At 73.9% G+C, this 15,260-nt stretch carries 13 protein-coding genes; 3 read left to right on the forward strand and 10 right to left on the reverse strand.

Translation table 11 applies throughout. The features are described from left to right. Positions 1–24 precede the first annotated feature (24 nt). Positions 25–1,131, reverse strand: coding sequence for a carbohydrate kinase family protein (locus ACZ6C6_RS03485; protein ID WP_469198632.1), 1,107 nt, complete (start codon positions 1,129–1,131; stop codon positions 25–27). A gap of 304 nt (positions 1,132–1,435) precedes the next feature. Here ACZ6C6_RS03485 and ACZ6C6_RS03490 point away from each other — a divergent pair, with 304 nt between their 5' ends. After that, complete coding sequence (locus ACZ6C6_RS03490) at positions 1,436–2,788, forward strand: MFS transporter (protein ID WP_469198634.1); 1,353 nt, start codon at positions 1,436–1,438, stop codon at positions 2,786–2,788. Here ACZ6C6_RS03490 and ACZ6C6_RS03495 read toward each other — a convergent pair. The 9 genes from ACZ6C6_RS03495 to hrcA form a co-directional block, all read right to left on the reverse strand. Then, complete coding sequence (locus ACZ6C6_RS03495) at positions 2,752–3,744, reverse strand: adenosine deaminase (protein ID WP_469198636.1); 993 nt, start codon at positions 3,742–3,744, stop codon at positions 2,752–2,754. The genes ACZ6C6_RS03490 and ACZ6C6_RS03495 overlap by 37 nt on opposite strands. A 26-nt stretch (positions 3,745–3,770) precedes the next feature. Then, complete coding sequence (locus tag ACZ6C6_RS03500; protein WP_469199313.1) at positions 3,771–4,679, reverse strand: ribonuclease Z; 909 nt, start codon at positions 4,677–4,679, stop codon at positions 3,771–3,773. Next, complete coding sequence (locus tag ACZ6C6_RS03505; protein WP_329025086.1) at positions 4,679–5,038, reverse strand: histidine triad nucleotide-binding protein; 360 nt, start codon at positions 5,036–5,038, stop codon at positions 4,679–4,681. The genes ACZ6C6_RS03500 and ACZ6C6_RS03505 overlap by 1 nt, the downstream gene beginning before the upstream one ends. Before the next feature lie 242 nt (positions 5,039–5,280). Next, complete coding sequence (locus ACZ6C6_RS03510; RefSeq protein ID WP_469198638.1) at positions 5,281–8,499, reverse strand: S41 family peptidase; 3,219 nt, start codon at positions 8,497–8,499, stop codon at positions 5,281–5,283. 124 nt (positions 8,500–8,623) lie between these two features. Continuing rightward, positions 8,624–9,157: a hypothetical protein gene (locus ACZ6C6_RS03515; protein WP_469198640.1), complete on the reverse strand. Its 534-nt coding sequence runs from the start codon at positions 9,155–9,157 to the stop codon at positions 8,624–8,626. A gap of 72 nt (positions 9,158–9,229) precedes the next feature. Then, entirely contained in the window at positions 9,230–9,976 is a 747-nt protein-coding gene (locus ACZ6C6_RS03520) for a 16S rRNA (uracil(1498)-N(3))-methyltransferase (protein WP_469198642.1), read from the reverse strand. Next, positions 9,973–11,046, reverse strand: coding sequence for a nitronate monooxygenase (locus ACZ6C6_RS03525; protein WP_469198644.1), 1,074 nt, complete (start codon positions 11,044–11,046; stop codon positions 9,973–9,975). The genes ACZ6C6_RS03520 and ACZ6C6_RS03525 overlap by 4 nt, the downstream gene beginning before the upstream one ends. A gap of 109 nt (positions 11,047–11,155) precedes the next feature. Beyond that, on the reverse strand, positions 11,156–12,292 hold the full coding sequence (gene dnaJ, locus ACZ6C6_RS03530) for a molecular chaperone DnaJ (protein ID WP_469198646.1): 1,137 nt from the start codon (positions 12,290–12,292) through the stop codon (positions 11,156–11,158). Further along, positions 12,293–13,309: a heat-inducible transcriptional repressor HrcA gene (gene hrcA / locus ACZ6C6_RS03535; protein ID WP_018103247.1), complete on the reverse strand. Its 1,017-nt coding sequence runs from the start codon at positions 13,307–13,309 to the stop codon at positions 12,293–12,295. It lies immediately after the preceding gene. A gap of 186 nt (positions 13,310–13,495) precedes the next feature. Between hrcA and ACZ6C6_RS03540 the strand changes: the two genes are divergently transcribed. Further along, complete coding sequence (locus tag ACZ6C6_RS03540) at positions 13,496–14,218, forward strand: MBL fold metallo-hydrolase (RefSeq protein WP_469198648.1); 723 nt, start codon at positions 13,496–13,498, stop codon at positions 14,216–14,218. A gap of 108 nt (positions 14,219–14,326) precedes the next feature. Next, the gene (locus ACZ6C6_RS03545; protein WP_469198650.1) at positions 14,327–15,145 is read left to right on the forward strand and encodes a DUF3097 domain-containing protein; all 819 of its coding nucleotides are present in this window, start codon (positions 14,327–14,329) and stop codon (positions 15,143–15,145) included. Positions 15,146–15,260: the final 115 nt, after the last annotated feature.

Below are 15,260 nucleotides of genomic sequence, written 5' to 3' on the forward strand. Positions count from 1 at the left end.
CAGAGGTTTTACGGGGCGGTGGGGTTACGGACGGAACCCGATCGTGGGCACGGCCCGCCGCAGCGGCCAGGGCCGGGCGGCGGCCGGCAGCAGGTCGTCCAGGAAGGCGTAGCGCCTCAGCGCGGCCGGGTCCTGTCCGGCGCAGGTGCGCACCTGCTGCCACCAGGCGGCGATCTCCGCCCAGCCGGGGGCCGAGAGCGAGCCGCCGAACTCCTGGACGGAGAGGGCCGCGGTCAGCCCGGCGAACGCGAGGCGGTCGGCGAGGGGCCAGCCGGCCAGGGTGCCGGTGACGAAGCCGGCCACGAAGACGTCGCCGGCGCCGGTCGGGTCCAGCGCCTCGACCTCGATGGCCGGGACCTCGGCTGCGGCACCGGTGGCGGCGTCGACCGCGTAGGCGCCCTCGGAGCCCAGGGTGACGACGGCGAGCGGTACGCGTTCGGCGAGGGCGTGCGCGGCGGCCCGGGGGCAGTCGGTACGGGTGTAGCGCATCGCCTCCTCGGCGTTGGGCAGGAAGGCGTGGCAGTGCTCCAGGCCGCTCAGGGCGTCCAGGTCCCAGCGCCCGGTCTCGTCCCAGCCGACGTCCCCGAAGATCAGGGCCCCCCGGCGGGCGGCCTCGGCGACCCAGGGTTCGGTGCGGCCGGGCACGAGCGAGGTGACGGCGGCCCGGGCCCTGGGCGGGCAGCGGGGAAAGGCCGGGGCCTCCGGCGAGGCGGTGGTGGGGAGCGAGGGGGCCTCGTGGCCGTGCGAGACCATCGTCCGCTCGCCCTCGTACGCCATGGAGACGGTCACCGGAGAGTGCCAGCCCCGGACCGTGTGCGAGCCGGAGAGGTCGATGCCCTCGCCCTGTTCGAGCGCGTCCCAGCAGTACTCGCCGTAGTGGTCGTCGCCGAACGCGGCGGCCAGGGAGGTGCGCAGGCCGAGGCGGGCGAGCGCGGTCGCCATGTTGGCGACGCCGCCGGGGCTGGAGCCCATGCCGCGCGCCCAGGACTCGGTGCCCCGCACGGGGGCGCTGTCCAGGCCGGTGAAGACGATGTCCAGGAAGACCGTGCCGGTGAGGAAGACGTCGCAGTCGGGGTCCTGCGGAGCGCGCAGGCCGTCCAGCGGGTCGATCTGCGGAAGGTCAGCGTTCACCTTGCACTCCCCGGTCGTGGCGGTTGCGGCCAGTGTGCCCGATACGCGGCGGTGATGGACGAGTGCGCGCCGTGCGTGTGTTCACAGTCGCTGACCTGCGCAAATATGCCTCGCTACCCATCGGCGACCCCAGTAAACACAAAAGTGGCCCAGATCACAGAACTCCGGCTTTCGGTGGGCCGGGAGCACTTGATACAAATTGGCCCGCGAGCACCGTTGGAGACGTACCCGACGGAAGCGCCGATCTCTTCGCATTTCCCCCCTCTGCCTTCTGCCGTATCTCGGCACGTCTTCAGGAACGCCCATGTCCTCGCGCCCTCGCGCCGCGTGGCCCCTGGTCGCCGTGTTCACCGCCGGTTACCTCGCCGCCTACCTCCTCCCCACCATCGTGGGACGGCTCTCCGTCTACCTGGGCCTCAGCACGGCTCAGGCCGGGCTCGTCGGCAGTGCGCTGCTGCTGAGTTCGGCCTCCGCCGGCTTCTCCCTGGCGGGACGCGTGGAGACGTACGGGCCGTGCAGACCGGCACGCGTGGGGCTGGTCCTGTGCGCGGTGGGGTACGGCTGCGCTGCGCTGGCCGGCACCGTGCCGCTGGTGGTCGCGGGCGCGGTGGTCGGCGGCTTCGGCTCCGGTACGGCGACCGCCGTCGCGGCGGCGGGCATCGCCGCCCAGAGCGACCCGCACCGCACCTCGTCCCTGGGCCTGCTGAGCGTCTCGGCGACCGCGGGCGCCCTGTATCTGACGGTGCCGCACCTGGGCGGCGGTCACCGGCTGCCGTTCGCCTCGATCGCCCTGGTCGCGCTCCTGGTCTGGCCGGCCACCTCCCGGCTCGGCGGCTCGGCCGCGGCCGGACCGGCCGTCCCCGCGAAGGGCCGGCTGCCGCACCGCCGCTCCGGACTGGTGCTCGCGGGCGGCATGCTCGTCTGGTCGATGGCGCAGAACGCGCTGTGGGGCGTCAGCAGCCGGATCGGCGTGGACCAGGTCGGGCTGTCCGAGGTGACGATCGGCGCCGTCTTCGCCGCCGCGCTCGGCGCCGGGCTGCTCGGTGTGATGGGCGCCGGGGTGCTGGGCTCGAAGCTGGGGCGCGCGGTCCCGATCGGTGTGGGCACCGCCGTCATCGCGGGGAGCATCGTGCTCAGTTCGTCCGCCGGGAGCCTCGGCTCCTTCGCGACCGGCGAGATCCTGTGGAACACCGTCTATCCGGTGGTCCTGTCGTACCTGATCGGTCTGGCCGCCTCGCTCGACGTACGCGGCCGCTGGGCGGTCCTCGCGGGGTCCGCGTCGTCCGTGGGCGTCGCCTGCGGGCCGGTGCTCGGCAGTGTGCTGTCGGAGGAGGCCGGGTTCCCGGGGATGGGCCTGATCCTGGGCGCGGCGACCCTGCTGGTCGCGCTGCCGGTGACCGCCGTCGCCCTGCACACCGGCGGCCGTCCGCTGGTGCCCGGTTCGGTACGCCGCCGGGGCGGTGCGCCGGCGGCCCTGCTGGCGGTCACCACGGGCGCGGTGCCCGGGGCGGTCCCCAGGCTGGGCGCGCCCGAGCAGGCCGTCGCGGAGATCAGCATCCCGGCCCTGCGCCGCAGGCGCCTCGGCAGGAACGCGTTCCGGACGGCCGGCCCGGAGGGCGGTCAGTCGAACGCGTACGCCTCGACCTCGGACAAGTAGCGCGCCCTGCGCTCCTCGTCGTGGTCGAGGAAGGCCGCCCGGAAGCTGTTGCGGGCCAGGGTGCGCAGCTGCTCGCGGTCCAGGCCGAGCGCCTCGTGGACGGCGTGGAAGGTGTCACCGACGTACCCGCCGAAGTAGGCGGGGTCGTCGGAGTTCACCGTGCAGAGCAGCCCGGCCTCCAGCATGGCGGGCAGCGGGTGCTGCTCCAGGGTGTCGACCGCGCGCAGCCGCACGTTGGACAGCGGGCACAGCGTGAGCGGTACGCGCTCCGCGACCAGCCGCTTCACGAGGTCCGGGTCCTCCATGCAGCGCAGCCCGTGGTCGATGCGCTCCACGCCGAGGACGTCGAGCGCCTCGCGGATGTACTCGGGCGGCCCCTCCTCGCCCGCGTGGGCGACCTTGCGCAGGCCGAGCTCCCCGGCCCGTTCGTACACCTCGCGGAACTTCGCGGGCGGGTGGCCGACCTCGGCGGAGTCCAGGCCGACGGCGCTGATCCGGTGCAGGTGCGGCCGGGCCGCCTCCAGGGTCTCCAGGGCCGATTCGGCGGACTGGTCGCGCAGGAAGCACATGATCAGCTGGGTGGAGATGCCGTGCTTCTCCTCGCTGCGCTCCAGCGCCCGGCCCAGCCCCTCGACCACGGTGCCGATGGGCACGCCGCGCGCGGTGTGCGCCTGCGGGTCGAAGAAGATCTCGGCGTGGCGGACGCCCTGGGCGGCGGCGCGGGCGAGGTAGGCGTCGGCGAGCTCGGCGAAGTCGTCCTCGGTCCGCAGCACGGTCATCAGGGCGTAGTAGAGGTCCAGGAAGCTCTGCAGGTCCTCGAAGAGGTACGCGGTGCGCAGGGCTTCGGTGTCCGCGTAGGGCAGGGTCAGACCGTTGCGCGCGGCGAGCGCGAAGGCCAGTTCCGGTTCGAGGGTCCCCTCGATGTGGAGGTGGAGTTCGGCTTTGGGGAGGTGCACGGTGTTTCTCAATCGTCTGGGTGTTGCTACGCGTTCCGGCTCGGGAGCGGTACGCGGGTGAGGTCCTGGGCGACGGTCAGTTCGCCCTCGTAGCCGGCCGCCCGGGCCTCGGCCTCGAACGCCTCCGGCTCCGGATAGCGCTGGGAGAAGTGTGTCAGGACGAGGTGGCGTACGCCCGCCTCCCTGGCGACCCGGGCCGCCTGTGAGGCGGTCAGGTGGCCGTGGTCGGCGGCCAGCCCCCGGTCCGCGTCGAGGAACGTCGACTCGATGACCAGCATGTCGCAGCCCTCGGCGAGGGCGTGGACCCCGTCGCAGAGCCTGGTGTCCATGATGAACGCGAACCGCTGTCCGCGCCGGTGCTCGGACACGTCGGCGAGGGTGACCCCGCCGAGGACGCCCTCGCGCTGGAGGCGTCCGACGTCCGGCCCCCTGATGCCGTGCTCGGCGAGCTTCGCGGGCAGCATCCGCCGCCCGTCGGGCTCGGTGAGCCGGTAGCCGTACGACTCGACGGGGTGCGAGAGCCGGTGGCTGTCGAGCGTGTACGCGGCGGTGGTGGCCAGCGGTCCGTCGGCGGCGACCGGGGACTCGGTCAGCAGCACGGTCTCGCGGTAGGCGGTGGCGTACCGCAGCCGGTCGAAGAAGCGCTGCCCGCTCGCCGGATAGTGAGCGGTCACCGGGTGCGGGACCTGGTCGAGGTTGATCCGCTGGATCACCCCGGCCAGGCCCAGCGAGTGGTCGCCGTGGAAGTGCGTGACGCAGATCCGGTTGATGTCGTGCGCGGCGACCCCGGCCCGCAGCATCTGGCGCTGGGTGCCCTCGCCGGGGTCGAAGAGGATGCCCTCGCCGTCCCAGCGCAGCAGATAGCCGTTGTGGTTCCGGTGCCGTGTCGGGACCTGGCTGGCGGTCCCGAGCACGACGAGTTCGCGGGCGGACACTATCCGGGCGGCCATTCCAGACCGCGGCCGCCCAGGACGTGCGCGTGCGCGTGGAACACGGTCTGGCCGGCCCCGGCGCCGGTGTTGAACACGACCCGGTACCCCGTGCCGTCGATCTTCTCGTCGGCGGCGACGTTGCCCGCCTCGCACAGCACGTCGGCCAGCACCTGCGGTTCGGCGGCGCCGAGCGATGCGGCGTCCGGGTAGTGCAGGCGCGGGATGACGAGCACGTGGGTGGGGGCCTGGGGGTTGATGTCGCGGAACGCGACGGTGGTGTCGGTCTCGCGAACGAGGGTGGCCGGGATCTCCCCCGAGACGATCTTGCAGAACAGGCAGTCGGGCTGCGGTTCTCCTGCCATTCGCTTACGCGCTCCTTGGGCTCGGGTGATCCGTTGCGGTCCAGCCTATCGGGGGCGCTGCCCCCGGTCCCCCGCTCCTCAATCGCCGGAGGGGCTTGAATTTGCCGCTGCCGCCTCACATCTGCGGCGGCATTTTCAGCCCCTCCGGCGATTGAGGAGCGGGGTCCGGGGCGGAGCCCCGGTTACGGGAAGGGGCGGGGTGGGGAACAGGCCCGCCGCAGGCGTCGCCCCGCCCCGCCGCCTCAGTCCGGCAGGCCCGGCAGGTCCGGTGCCACCTTCGCCGGCACCCGCTCCAGCGACTCCAGCGCGATCCGGATCGCCTCGTCCAGCTGGGGATCACGCCCCTCGGCGTGATCCCGCGGCGTCATCACGACCTCCACATCCGGGTCCACGCCGTGGTTCTCGACGCCCCACCCGTATCCCTCCAGCCAGAACGCGTACTTCGGCTGCGTGACCAGCGTCCCGTCCACCAGCCGGTAGCGGCTGTCGATGCCGACCACGCCGCCCCACGTCCGGACCCCGACCACGGGCCCGATCTTCAGCGCCTTGATCGCCGCGTTCACGATGTCGCCGTCCGACCCGGAGAACTCGTTCGCCACGGCCACCACAGGCCCGCGCGGCGCGTCGCCCGGGTAGCTCGCGGGGCGCATGCCGCGCGGCAGGTCCCAGCCGACGATGCGGCGGGCCAGCTTCTCGACCACGAGCTGCGAGGTGTGGCCGCCGCGGTTCTCCCGGACGTCCACGACCAGTCCCTCGCGCGCCATCTCGGTGCGCAGGTCGCGGTGGATCTGGGCCCAGCCGCCGCCGACCATGTCGGGGACGTGGAGGTAGCCCAGACGCCCACCGGACCGCTCACGCACGTAGGCCCGCCGGCCGGCGACCCACGCGTGGTAGCGCAGGGCCTCCTCGTCGGCGACGGGCACCACGACGACGTGGCGCCGGTCGCCCCCGTCGGCCGGGGAGACCGTCAGCTCGACGGGCTTTCCGGCCGAGCCGGTGAGCAGCGGCGCGGGCCCGGTGAGCGGGTCGACGGGGTGTCCGTCGACGGCCACGATCGCGTCCCCCGCCCGGACCGCGACGCCCGGCGCGGCGAGCGGCGAGCGGGCGGCCGGGTCCGACGTCTCGGAGGGCAGCACGCGGTCGATGCGCCAGCTGCCGTCCTCCGCACGGGAGAGGTCCGCCCCGAGCAGCCCCTGCCGGGCCGCGTCGTCGCGCCACCCGCCGGGCGGGGTGACGTAGGCGTGCGAGGTGCCCAGCTCGCCCTGGACCTCCCAGAGCAGGTCCATGAGGTCGTCGTGGGTCGCGACGCGCTCCAGGACCGGGCGGTAGCGGTCGAGGACCCCGCCCCAGTCGACTCCGCCCATGTCGGGGCGCCAGAAGTTGTCCCGCATGACGCGCCCGGCCTCGTCGTACATCTGGCGCCACTCGGCGGCCGGGTCGAGGATGCGGCGGATGCGGGAGAGGTCGACGGTGACGGCGTCGTCGTGGTCGTCGTCGCCCACGGACACCCGGCTGTCGGAGGGGACGACGGACAGCTTGCCGTGGTGGACGATCGCCAGCCGCTTCCCGTCACCGCTGACCGCGAACCGGCTGACGTCCGAGGACAGCTCCTCGCAGCGCAGCTTCTCCAGGTCGTACCGCTCCAGGACGGTGTCCGGGTGGCGGGCGTCCGGACCGGCGCCGCTGGTGCCGAGGACCCCGGTGAGCGGGTGGCGCAGCCAGAGCAGCCCGTCCCGCGCGGTGCGCAGCGAGGAGTAGACGGCGGCCTCGACGGGAAGGGGCACGATCCGGTCGGCGAGGCCGTCCAGGTCGATGCGGGTGATGGGGAGCGCGGTGGGGTTGTCCTCGCCGTCGCCGCCCTTCTCCTTCTCGGTGGGGCGGCCGTGCAGCTGCGGTCCGAACGGGGAGGGCGTGGTCGCCGCGAGGGTGAGCAGGTGCGGCCGGCAGGAGCCGATGAACGCCATGTCGAAGACGTGGGCGTCGTAGACCGGGTCGAAGGCGCGCTCGGAGAGGAAGGCCAGGTGCTTTCCGTCGGCCGTGAAGGCGGGCGCGAAGTCCCGGAACCGCAGGGGCGTCGCCTCGGAGACCGACAGGTCGGCGATGTGGGCCAGCTTGAGCTGGCTGAGCGGCTCGGGGCCGGGGTGCGACCAGGCGAGCCACGCGGAGTCGGGCGACCAGGTCAGGCCGGAGGCGTCGCCGTTCTCGCTGCGGTCCACCTCGTGGATCTCGCCGCTCTCCCGCTCGACGATCAGCACCCGCCCGTCGTGCGCGGCGACCGCGAACCGGCTGCCGTCGGGGGCGGGGGCGAGGTCCAGGACGCGGCCCAGCCGGCCGGCCGCGAGGCGGCGGGGCGCGGCGCCGGGTGCGGTGCCGGTGGCGGCGGCGATCTCCAGCGCGTCGTCGCCCTCGGCGTCGGTGACCCACACGACGTGCTGGTCGCCGTCGGCCTGGAAGGTGCGCGGCAGCCTGGCCCGTACGCCGGGCTCGGCGGCGAGCGCGCGGGCCGGGCCCTCGCGGTGGGTGACCCAGTGCACGGCGCCCCGCGACAGGACGGCGCTGCCCCGGCCGGTGCGGTCGGGCGAGGCGCTGGTCAGGTGGCTGTCGGCGTGCAGCGGGTAGGGCTGGAGGTCGGCGCGCTGGCCGCCCAGCAGGATCTCGACGCGGCGCGGCTCGTCGCCCTCCAGGCCGTCCAGGAGCCAGAGTTCACCGGCCGAGGCGTAGGCGACCCGGGTGCCGTCGGTGGTGGCCTGGCGCGCGTAGAAGCCGTCGACGGGGGTGTGCCGGCGCAGGCCGGTGCCGTCGGGCAGCGAGGAGTAGAGGGCGCCGGTGCCCTCGTGGTCGGAGAGGAACGCGATGCGCTCGCCCACCCACATCGGGCACTCGATGTTGCCGTCGAGGTCCTCGTGGATCCGGGCGAACTCCAGCGGGTCGTCCTCCGCAGCGATCCAGAGCTTGCCGGCCGTGCCGCCCCGGTAGCGCTTCCAACTGGCGGCCTCGCGGCCCATGGTGGCCGAGAGCAGCAGGACGCGTCCGCCGGGTCCGTACGCGAGGGAGCCGACGGGGCCGTACGGGAGGGTCCGCGCGGGACCGCCGTCGACCGGGACGGCCCGGGCCCAGCTGCGGCGCAGCGAGACCTGGCCCTGGGTGCTGGTGACCAGTACGTCGCCTTCGGGGGTCCAGCCGCGCACGGTGGTGCGGGCGTCGCCCCAGTACGTGAGCCGCCGGGAGGGCCCGCCGTCGGCGGGGGCGATGTGCACCTCGGGCGCGCCGTCGCGGGTGGACGTCCAGGCGACGAGGGTGCCGTCGGAAGATATGCGCGGCTGGGTGACGGGTCGGTTGTCTGCGCTGACCCGCCACGCCCGGCCACCGTCGAGCGGGGCGAGCCAGACGTCGTCCTCGGCGGTGAAGGCGATCAGATCACCCTGGACATGGGGGTACCGGAGGTAGGAAGGCTGTGTCACACGATCACCCTAGGCCGCTGGTGTGCCTGGTGGCACGGGGTTGGCCGGAGTACGTCATGCGCCGGCGCCGGTGCCCCCGGGGGCCTGCGCACCGGGTCGCCCGTCAACCGCCGCGGTCGCGACGCTACTTGCCGGCATAAGCGGTGACGGTCACCGTCACGGTGGCCGTCGGGCCGTTGCCCGGGCCCGGGGCTCCGGCGGGCGGCGCGGTCGTGGCCGGGGCGGCGGTGCAGTCGCCGAGCAGGGTGGCCCGGAAGACGGCGCGCCCACCGGTCCTGGCGGTCATGTCGCCGCGTACGCACCGGCCTTCGACCGCGTAGGTCACCTGCCCGTCCAGCGCGATGTCGCCGCCGGACCTCGTCTTGCCGTCGCAGTGGACCTCGGCCGCCCGGCGCGTGGCGGTGGGCGCCGTCGAGCGGGCGGCGCCGCCTCCGTCGAGGGCGGCCGTGCAGGTCAGCCAGCGCACCTGGACGCCCTCGTGCTCCAGGGCGCGGGTGGCGGTCCGGTCCGTGGTGAAGGCGACGGACGCGGTGTTCAACGCGCCGGTGGCGTCGCCCGGTTCACAGGCGGTGAGCCCGGCGACGGCGGCCGCGGCGAGGCAGAGCGCGGCCGGAAAACGACGGGCCGCATGATGGCCCCGTGCCCTTGATGTCCCCATACGGGCAGCTTCCCACCCCGTCTGACGACGCGGTAGACCGCTTCCGGGCACAACCACCCCATCGGGGACGGTTTACGACCAGCGCCCCGTGCGTCCCAGGAGCAGCGCGGTGGCCGCGGTGCCCGCCGTCGAGGTGCGCAGGACCGTGGGGCCGAGGCGGCAGGTGCGGGCCCCGGCGTCGGCGAACGCGGTCAGCTCGTCCGGCGACACACCGCCCTCGGGGCCGACGACCAGCACGATCTCGCCCTCGTCGGGCAGGGCGGCGGTGGCCAGCGGTTCGCTCGGGTAGTCGCGGTCCTCGTGCAGCACGGCCGCGAAGTCCGCCGCGGCCAGCAGGCCCGCGACCTGCTTGGTGGTGGCCAGGTCCGCCACGTCCGGGAAGAGCACCCGGCGCGACTGCTTGCCGGCCTCCCGGGCCGTGGCACGCCATTTGGCCAGGGACTTGAGGCCGCGGTCGCCCTTCCACTGGGTGATGCAGCGCGCCGCCTGCCACGGGACGACCGCGTCGACGCCGGTCTCCGTCATCGTCTCCACCGCGACCTCGCCCCGGTCCCCCTTGGGCAGGGCCTGGACGACGGTGATCCGCAGCGCGGGGCGCGGCTCCTCGTGGACCTCGGCCAGGTCGCCGACGACCAGCCGGTCCTTGCCCTCGGCGGCGCGCACGACCCCCTGGGCCCACCGGCCGCGGCCGTCCGTGAGGACCACCTCCTCGCCGCTGCGCAGGCGCTTCACGGAGACGGCATGGCGTCCCTCGGGCCCGTCGAGGACGAACTCGGGTGCGTCCGGCAGGTGTCCGACGACGAAGACGGGTGCCGTCACTGTGCGCTCCTTGTGCTCACTGCCGTCCGTGCGGCGTCCAGTTCCTCGGCGAGCAGCCGGACCAGCCGGCCGGCGGGCAGCTCGCGGGCCATGCGGTGGCCCTGCCCCGCCCAGAGCGCCATGCCCTGGGCGTCCCCGACGCGGGCGGCGGCCTTGCGCAGCACGGAGGTCATGTGGTGGACCTGGGGGTAGGCGGCGGGGGCGTACGGGCCGTGCTCGCGCACGAAGCGGTTGACCAGGCCGCGGGCCGGGCGCCCGGAGAAGGCCCTGGTCAGGGTGGTCCGGACGAACAGCGGGTTGGTCAGGGCCTGTTTGTGCAGGACGTGGGCGCCGGACTCCGGGCAGGCCAGGAAGGCGGTGCCGAGCTGGGCGGCGTCGGCGCCCGCCGCGAGGACGGCGGCGATCTGGGCGCCGCGCATCAGGCCCCCGGCGGCCACGACTGGTATCTGCACGGTCTCGCGGACCTGGGCGACCAGGCTCAGCAGCCCGGTCCCGCCGTCCTCGGTCGCCGGGTCGTCGTGGAACGTGGAGCGGTGGCCGCCCGCCTCGGTGCCCTGGGCGCAGACGGCGTCGGCCCCGGCCCACTCGGCGGCCTGGGCCTCCTCCGGCGAGGTGACGGTGACGACGGTGTACGTACCGGCGGCCGCGAAGGCGTCGAGCGTGTCGCGCGAGGGGCAGCCGAAGGTGAAGGAGACGACCGGGACCGGGGCGTCGAGGAGCACGGCGAGCTTGTCCTCGTAGCCGTCGTCGCCGGGGACGTCCGGGTCGCCGAGGGCGGTCTCGTAACCGGTGGCCTCGCTCGCGAGCCGACGGCGGTAGTCCGCCAGCGCGGCGGGGTCCGCCGGTTCGCACTGCGGCATGAAGAGGTTGACGCCGAAGGGCTGCCCGGTCAGGGCGCGCACCTGCCGGATCTCGTCGCGCAGGGCGTCCGCCGTCTTGTAGCCGGCGGCCAGGAAGCCGAGCGCGCCGGCCTCGGAGACGGCGGCGGCGAGCTGCGGGCAGGACGGACCGCCGGCCATGGGGGCCTGCACGAGGGGATACCGGCAGAGAGCGGTCAGCGCGGAGGGCATGACCGCATCGTGTCATGTCCTGCCTGTCCCGTGATGCCCGCCCCGCGACGGGGCCGGGCGGAGCGCGGTACGGACCCGGAGCCCGGGTCCGTACCGTGTGCGCGAGCCGTCAGCGGCCGTTGAAGGCGTCCTTCAGGCGGGAGAACAGGCCCTGCTGGCCCGGCTGGAACTGCCCGGTGGGCCGCTCCTCGCCGCGCAGCTTGGCCAGTTCGCGCAGCAGGCGTTCCTGCTCGGGGTCGAGCTTGACCGGGGTGGTCACCTCGACGTGCACGATGAGGTCGCCGCGTCCGCCGCCCCGCAGGTGGGTGATGCCGCGCCCGTGCAGCGGGACGGACTGGCCTGACTGGGTACCCGGCCGGATGTCGACCTCCTCCAGGCCGTCCAGCGTCTCCAGCGGCACCTTGGTGCCGAGGGACGCCGCCGTCATGGGGATGGTCACCGTGCAGTGCAGGTCGTCGCCGCGGCGCTGGAACACCGCGTGCGGCAGCTCGTGGATCTCGACGTAGAGGTCCCCGGCGGGGCCGCCGCCCGGGCCGACCTCGCCCTCGCCCGCGAGCTGGATGCGGGTGCCGTTGTCGACACCGGCGGGGATCTTCACGGTCAGCGTGCGCCGCGAGCGGATGCGGCCGTCGCCGGCGCACTCCGGGCACGGGGTCGGCACGACCGTACCGAAGCCCTGGCACTGGGGGCAGGGCCGCGAGGTCATGACCTGGCCGAGGAAGGACCGGGTGACCTGGGAGACCTCACCGCGGCCGCGGCACATGTCGCAGGTCTGCGCCGAGGTGCCGGGGGCCGCGCCCTCGCCGCTGCACGTGGTGCAGACGACGGCGGTGTCGACCTGGATGTCCTTGGTGGTGCCGAAGGCCGCCTCGGTGAGGTCGATCTCCAGCCGGATCATGGCGTCCTGGCCGCGCCGGGTGCGCGAACGGGGCCCGCGCTGCGACGACGTACCGAAGAACGCGTCCATGATGTCGGAGAAGTTGCCGAAGCCGCCCTGGCCGAAGCCGCCCGCGCCGGCGCCGCCGGACTGCGAGAGCGGGTCCCCGCCGAGGTCGTAGACCTGCTTCTTCTGCGCGTCCGACAGGACCTCGTAAGCGGCGTTGATCTCCTTGAACCGCTCCTGGGTCTTCGGATCGGGGTTGACGTCCGGGTGCAGCTCGCGGGCGAGCCTCCGGAATGCCTTCTTGATCTCGTCCTGGGAAGCGTCGCGGCGCACGCCGAGTACGGCGTAGTAGTCCGTGGCCACTTACGACTCCGCCAGGATCTGTCCGACGTAACGTGCCACTGCGCGTACCGCTCCCATCGTTCCGGGGTAGTCCATGCGGGTCGGTCCGACCACGCCGAGTTTGGCGACTGCCTCGTCGCCCGAACCGTAGCCGACCGCGACGACGGACGTGGAGTTGAGCCCCTCGTGGGCGTTCTCGTGCCCGATGCGTACGGTCATGCCCGAGTCCTTGGCCTCGCCGAGCAGCTTCAGCAGCACGACCTGCTCCTCCAGTGCTTCGAGCACCGGCCGGATCATCACAGGGAAGTCGTGTCCGAAGCGGGTGAGGTTGGAGGTGCCGCCGATCATCAGCCGCTCCTCCGTCTCCTCGACGAGGGTTTCGAGCAGGATCGAGAGGACGGTGGACACGGTTCCCCGGTCCTCGCTCTCGAAGGATTCCGGCAGGTCCTGCACCAACTGCGGGACATCGGCGAACCGGCGCCCCACCACCCGGCTGTTGAGCCGGGCCCGCAGATCGGCGAGCGAGGTCTCGCCGAACGGCGCCGGGCAGTCCACCAGCCGCTGCTCGACCCGGCCGGTGTCCGTGATCAGCACGAGCATCAGCCGCGCCGGGGCCAGGGACAGCAGCTCCACGTGCCGCACCGTCGAACGGGTCAGCGAGGGGTACTGCACGACGGCGACCTGCCGGGTCAGCTGCGCGAGCAGCCGCACGGTGCGGCCCACGACGTCGTCCAGGTCGACCGCGCCGTCGAGGAAGTTCTGAATGGCGCGGCGCTCGGGCGAGGAGAGGGGCTTGACGCCCGCCAGCTTGTCCACGAAGAGCCGGTAGCCCTTGTCCGTCGGGATACGCCCGGCGCTGGTGTGCGGCTGGGCGATGAAGCCCTCCTCCTCCAGCACCGCCATGTCGTTGCGGACGGTCGCCGGGGAGACCCCCAGCTTGTGCCGCTCCGTGAGCGCCTTGGAGCCGACGGGCTCCTCGGTCCCGACGTAGTCCTGGACGATCGCGCGCAGCACTTCGAGTCTGCGTTCGCTGAGCATCGCGCGCACACCTCCAGCTCTCCACGTCGGTGGCTCCCGGGCCGTTCCCGGGATTCCTCCTGGCACTCTGTGCGTACGAGTGCCAGCGATCCCCGGCCAGTGTACGGCGACGGGGTGGTGCCCTAGCAAGGGCGACCGGCCACGGTGCCACCCGACCGCGCAGGTCGCTGCCGATAGCGTCGCCGCATGGATGTCTCTTGGGAAGACTTCGGATGGGAGCGGCTGGGTCACGGAACCGGCCGCCGGCGCCTTCCGGTCTGGGACGCGACGGCCCTGCTGGTGGCGGGCCCGCACGGCGCGCTGCTCTGCGACACCGGTTCGTCACTGCGCGAGGGGGTGGAACTGCGCACCCAGGCCGAGGCGCTGCTCGGCCGGAGGGTGACGCACATCGCACTCAGCCACCCCCATTTCGACCATGTGCTGGGCACGGCCGCGTTCGCCGGGGCACAGGTGTACGGCTCCGAGGGCACGGCGGAGCTGCTGCGGCGCGGGGCCGCCGAGCTGTACGCGGACGCGGTGGCGCAGGGGCTGCCCGAGGCGGACGCGGCCGGGTCCGCCGATCTGCTGGTGGCCCCGCGCCACGAGGTGCGCGGGGAGCTGACGGTGGATCTGGGCGGCGGCCGGGAGGCGGTCCTGGTGAACATGGGCGCGGCGCACAGCGGCCACGACCTGGCGGTGCTGGTCCCGGGCTCCCCGGCGCTGGTGTTCTGCGGGGACCTGGTCGAGGAGTCGGGCGAGCCGCAGGCGGGCCCGGACGCCGCTCCGGCGCGCTGGCCGGCCGCGCTGGACCGGCTGCTGGAGCTGGGCGGGGACGACGCGCTGTACGTGCCGGGGCACGGGGCGGTGGTGGACGCGGCCTTCGTCCGGGCCCAGCGGGAGGCGCTGGCGGGGCGGTTCGGGGTGTCGTAGCGCGTCGTGGGGGCGGTGGGGTCCGACCGCGTCCCGGCCGGGAAGAGGGGCGGCCGGACGGCCACCCGGTTCGGCGTGTCGTGGGTCTTCCCCGCTTATCGTCGTGCGATGCGCAGCTACCAGCCCGATCTGACCCCGCCGTGGAAGAAGTCCGCCCCCGCCCCGGAGGTGCCCGCCGAGACCGATCTGGTCGTGGAGGAGGCCGTCACCGGTTTCTGCGGCGCGGTCATCCGGTGCGAGAAGACCGCCGAGGGGCCGACGGTGACCCTGGAGGACCGGTTCGGCAAGCACCGGGTCTTCCCGATGACGCCGCGCGGCTTCCTGCTCGACGGCCGGGTCGTCACGCTGGTCCGCCCGTCGGCCGGGGGCCCGGTGCGGCCCACGCGTACGGCCTCCGGTTCGGTGGCGGTGCCCGGGGCGCGGGCGCGGGTGGCGCGGGCCGGGCGGATCTACGTGGAGGGGCGGCACGACGCGGAGCTGGTCGAGCGGGTCTGGGGCGACGACCTGCGCATCGAGGGCGTGGTCGTGGAGTACCTGGAGGGCATCGACGACCTGCCGGCGATCGTCCGGGAGTTCGCGCCCGCGCCGGACGCCCGCCTCGGGGTGCTGGTCGACCATCTGGTGCCCGGTTCCAAGGAGTCCCGGATCGCGGCCCAGGTGTCGGACGGCGACGTGCTGGTGGTCGGGCACCCGTACATCGACGTGTGGGAGGCCGTGAAGCCGGCGTCGGTGGGGATCGCCGGGTGGCCGGTGGTGCCGCGCGGGCAGGACTGGAAGACGGGCGTGTGCCGGGCGCTGGGGTGGCCGGAGAACACCGGAGCGGCGTGGCAGCGCATCCTGTCCTCGGTCCGCTCCTACCGGGACCTTCAGCCCGAACTCCTGGGCCGCGTCGAGGAATTGATCGATTTCGTCACCCTTCCGGACTGATGTCCGGCGCGCCTTCCCGTCGATCCGGCACCAATCCGGACAACCGCCTGCGCCTCGCACACATCATCGGTTATTGAGGGGGCCAGGCTCTTTTCGCGAGGGAAGGCACGGGGGC

The sequence above is a fragment of the Streptomyces sp. NPDC041814 genome (genome assembly GCF_055590565.1).

Excerpts from the sequence above, each read along its gene's own strand:
- ACZ6C6_RS03525 (WP_469198644.1), bottom strand. The coding sequence starts at position 11,046 with ATGCCCTCCGCGCTGACCGCTCTCTGCCGGTATCCCCTCGTGCAGGCC.
- ACZ6C6_RS03515 (WP_469198640.1), bottom strand. The coding sequence starts at position 9,157 with ATGGGGACATCAAGGGCACGGGGCCATCATGCGGCCCGTCGTTTTCCG.
- ACZ6C6_RS03490 (WP_469198634.1), top strand. The coding sequence starts at position 1,436 with ATGTCCTCGCGCCCTCGCGCCGCGTGGCCCCTGGTCGCCGTGTTCACC.
- hrcA (WP_018103247.1), bottom strand. The coding sequence starts at position 13,309 with ATGCTCAGCGAACGCAGACTCGAAGTGCTGCGCGCGATCGTCCAGGAC.
- ACZ6C6_RS03545 (WP_469198650.1), top strand. The coding sequence starts at position 14,327 with ATGCGCAGCTACCAGCCCGATCTGACCCCGCCGTGGAAGAAGTCCGCC.
- ACZ6C6_RS03540 (WP_469198648.1), top strand. The coding sequence starts at position 13,496 with ATGGATGTCTCTTGGGAAGACTTCGGATGGGAGCGGCTGGGTCACGGA.
- ACZ6C6_RS03505 (WP_329025086.1), bottom strand. The coding sequence starts at position 5,038 with ATGGCAGGAGAACCGCAGCCCGACTGCCTGTTCTGCAAGATCGTCTCG.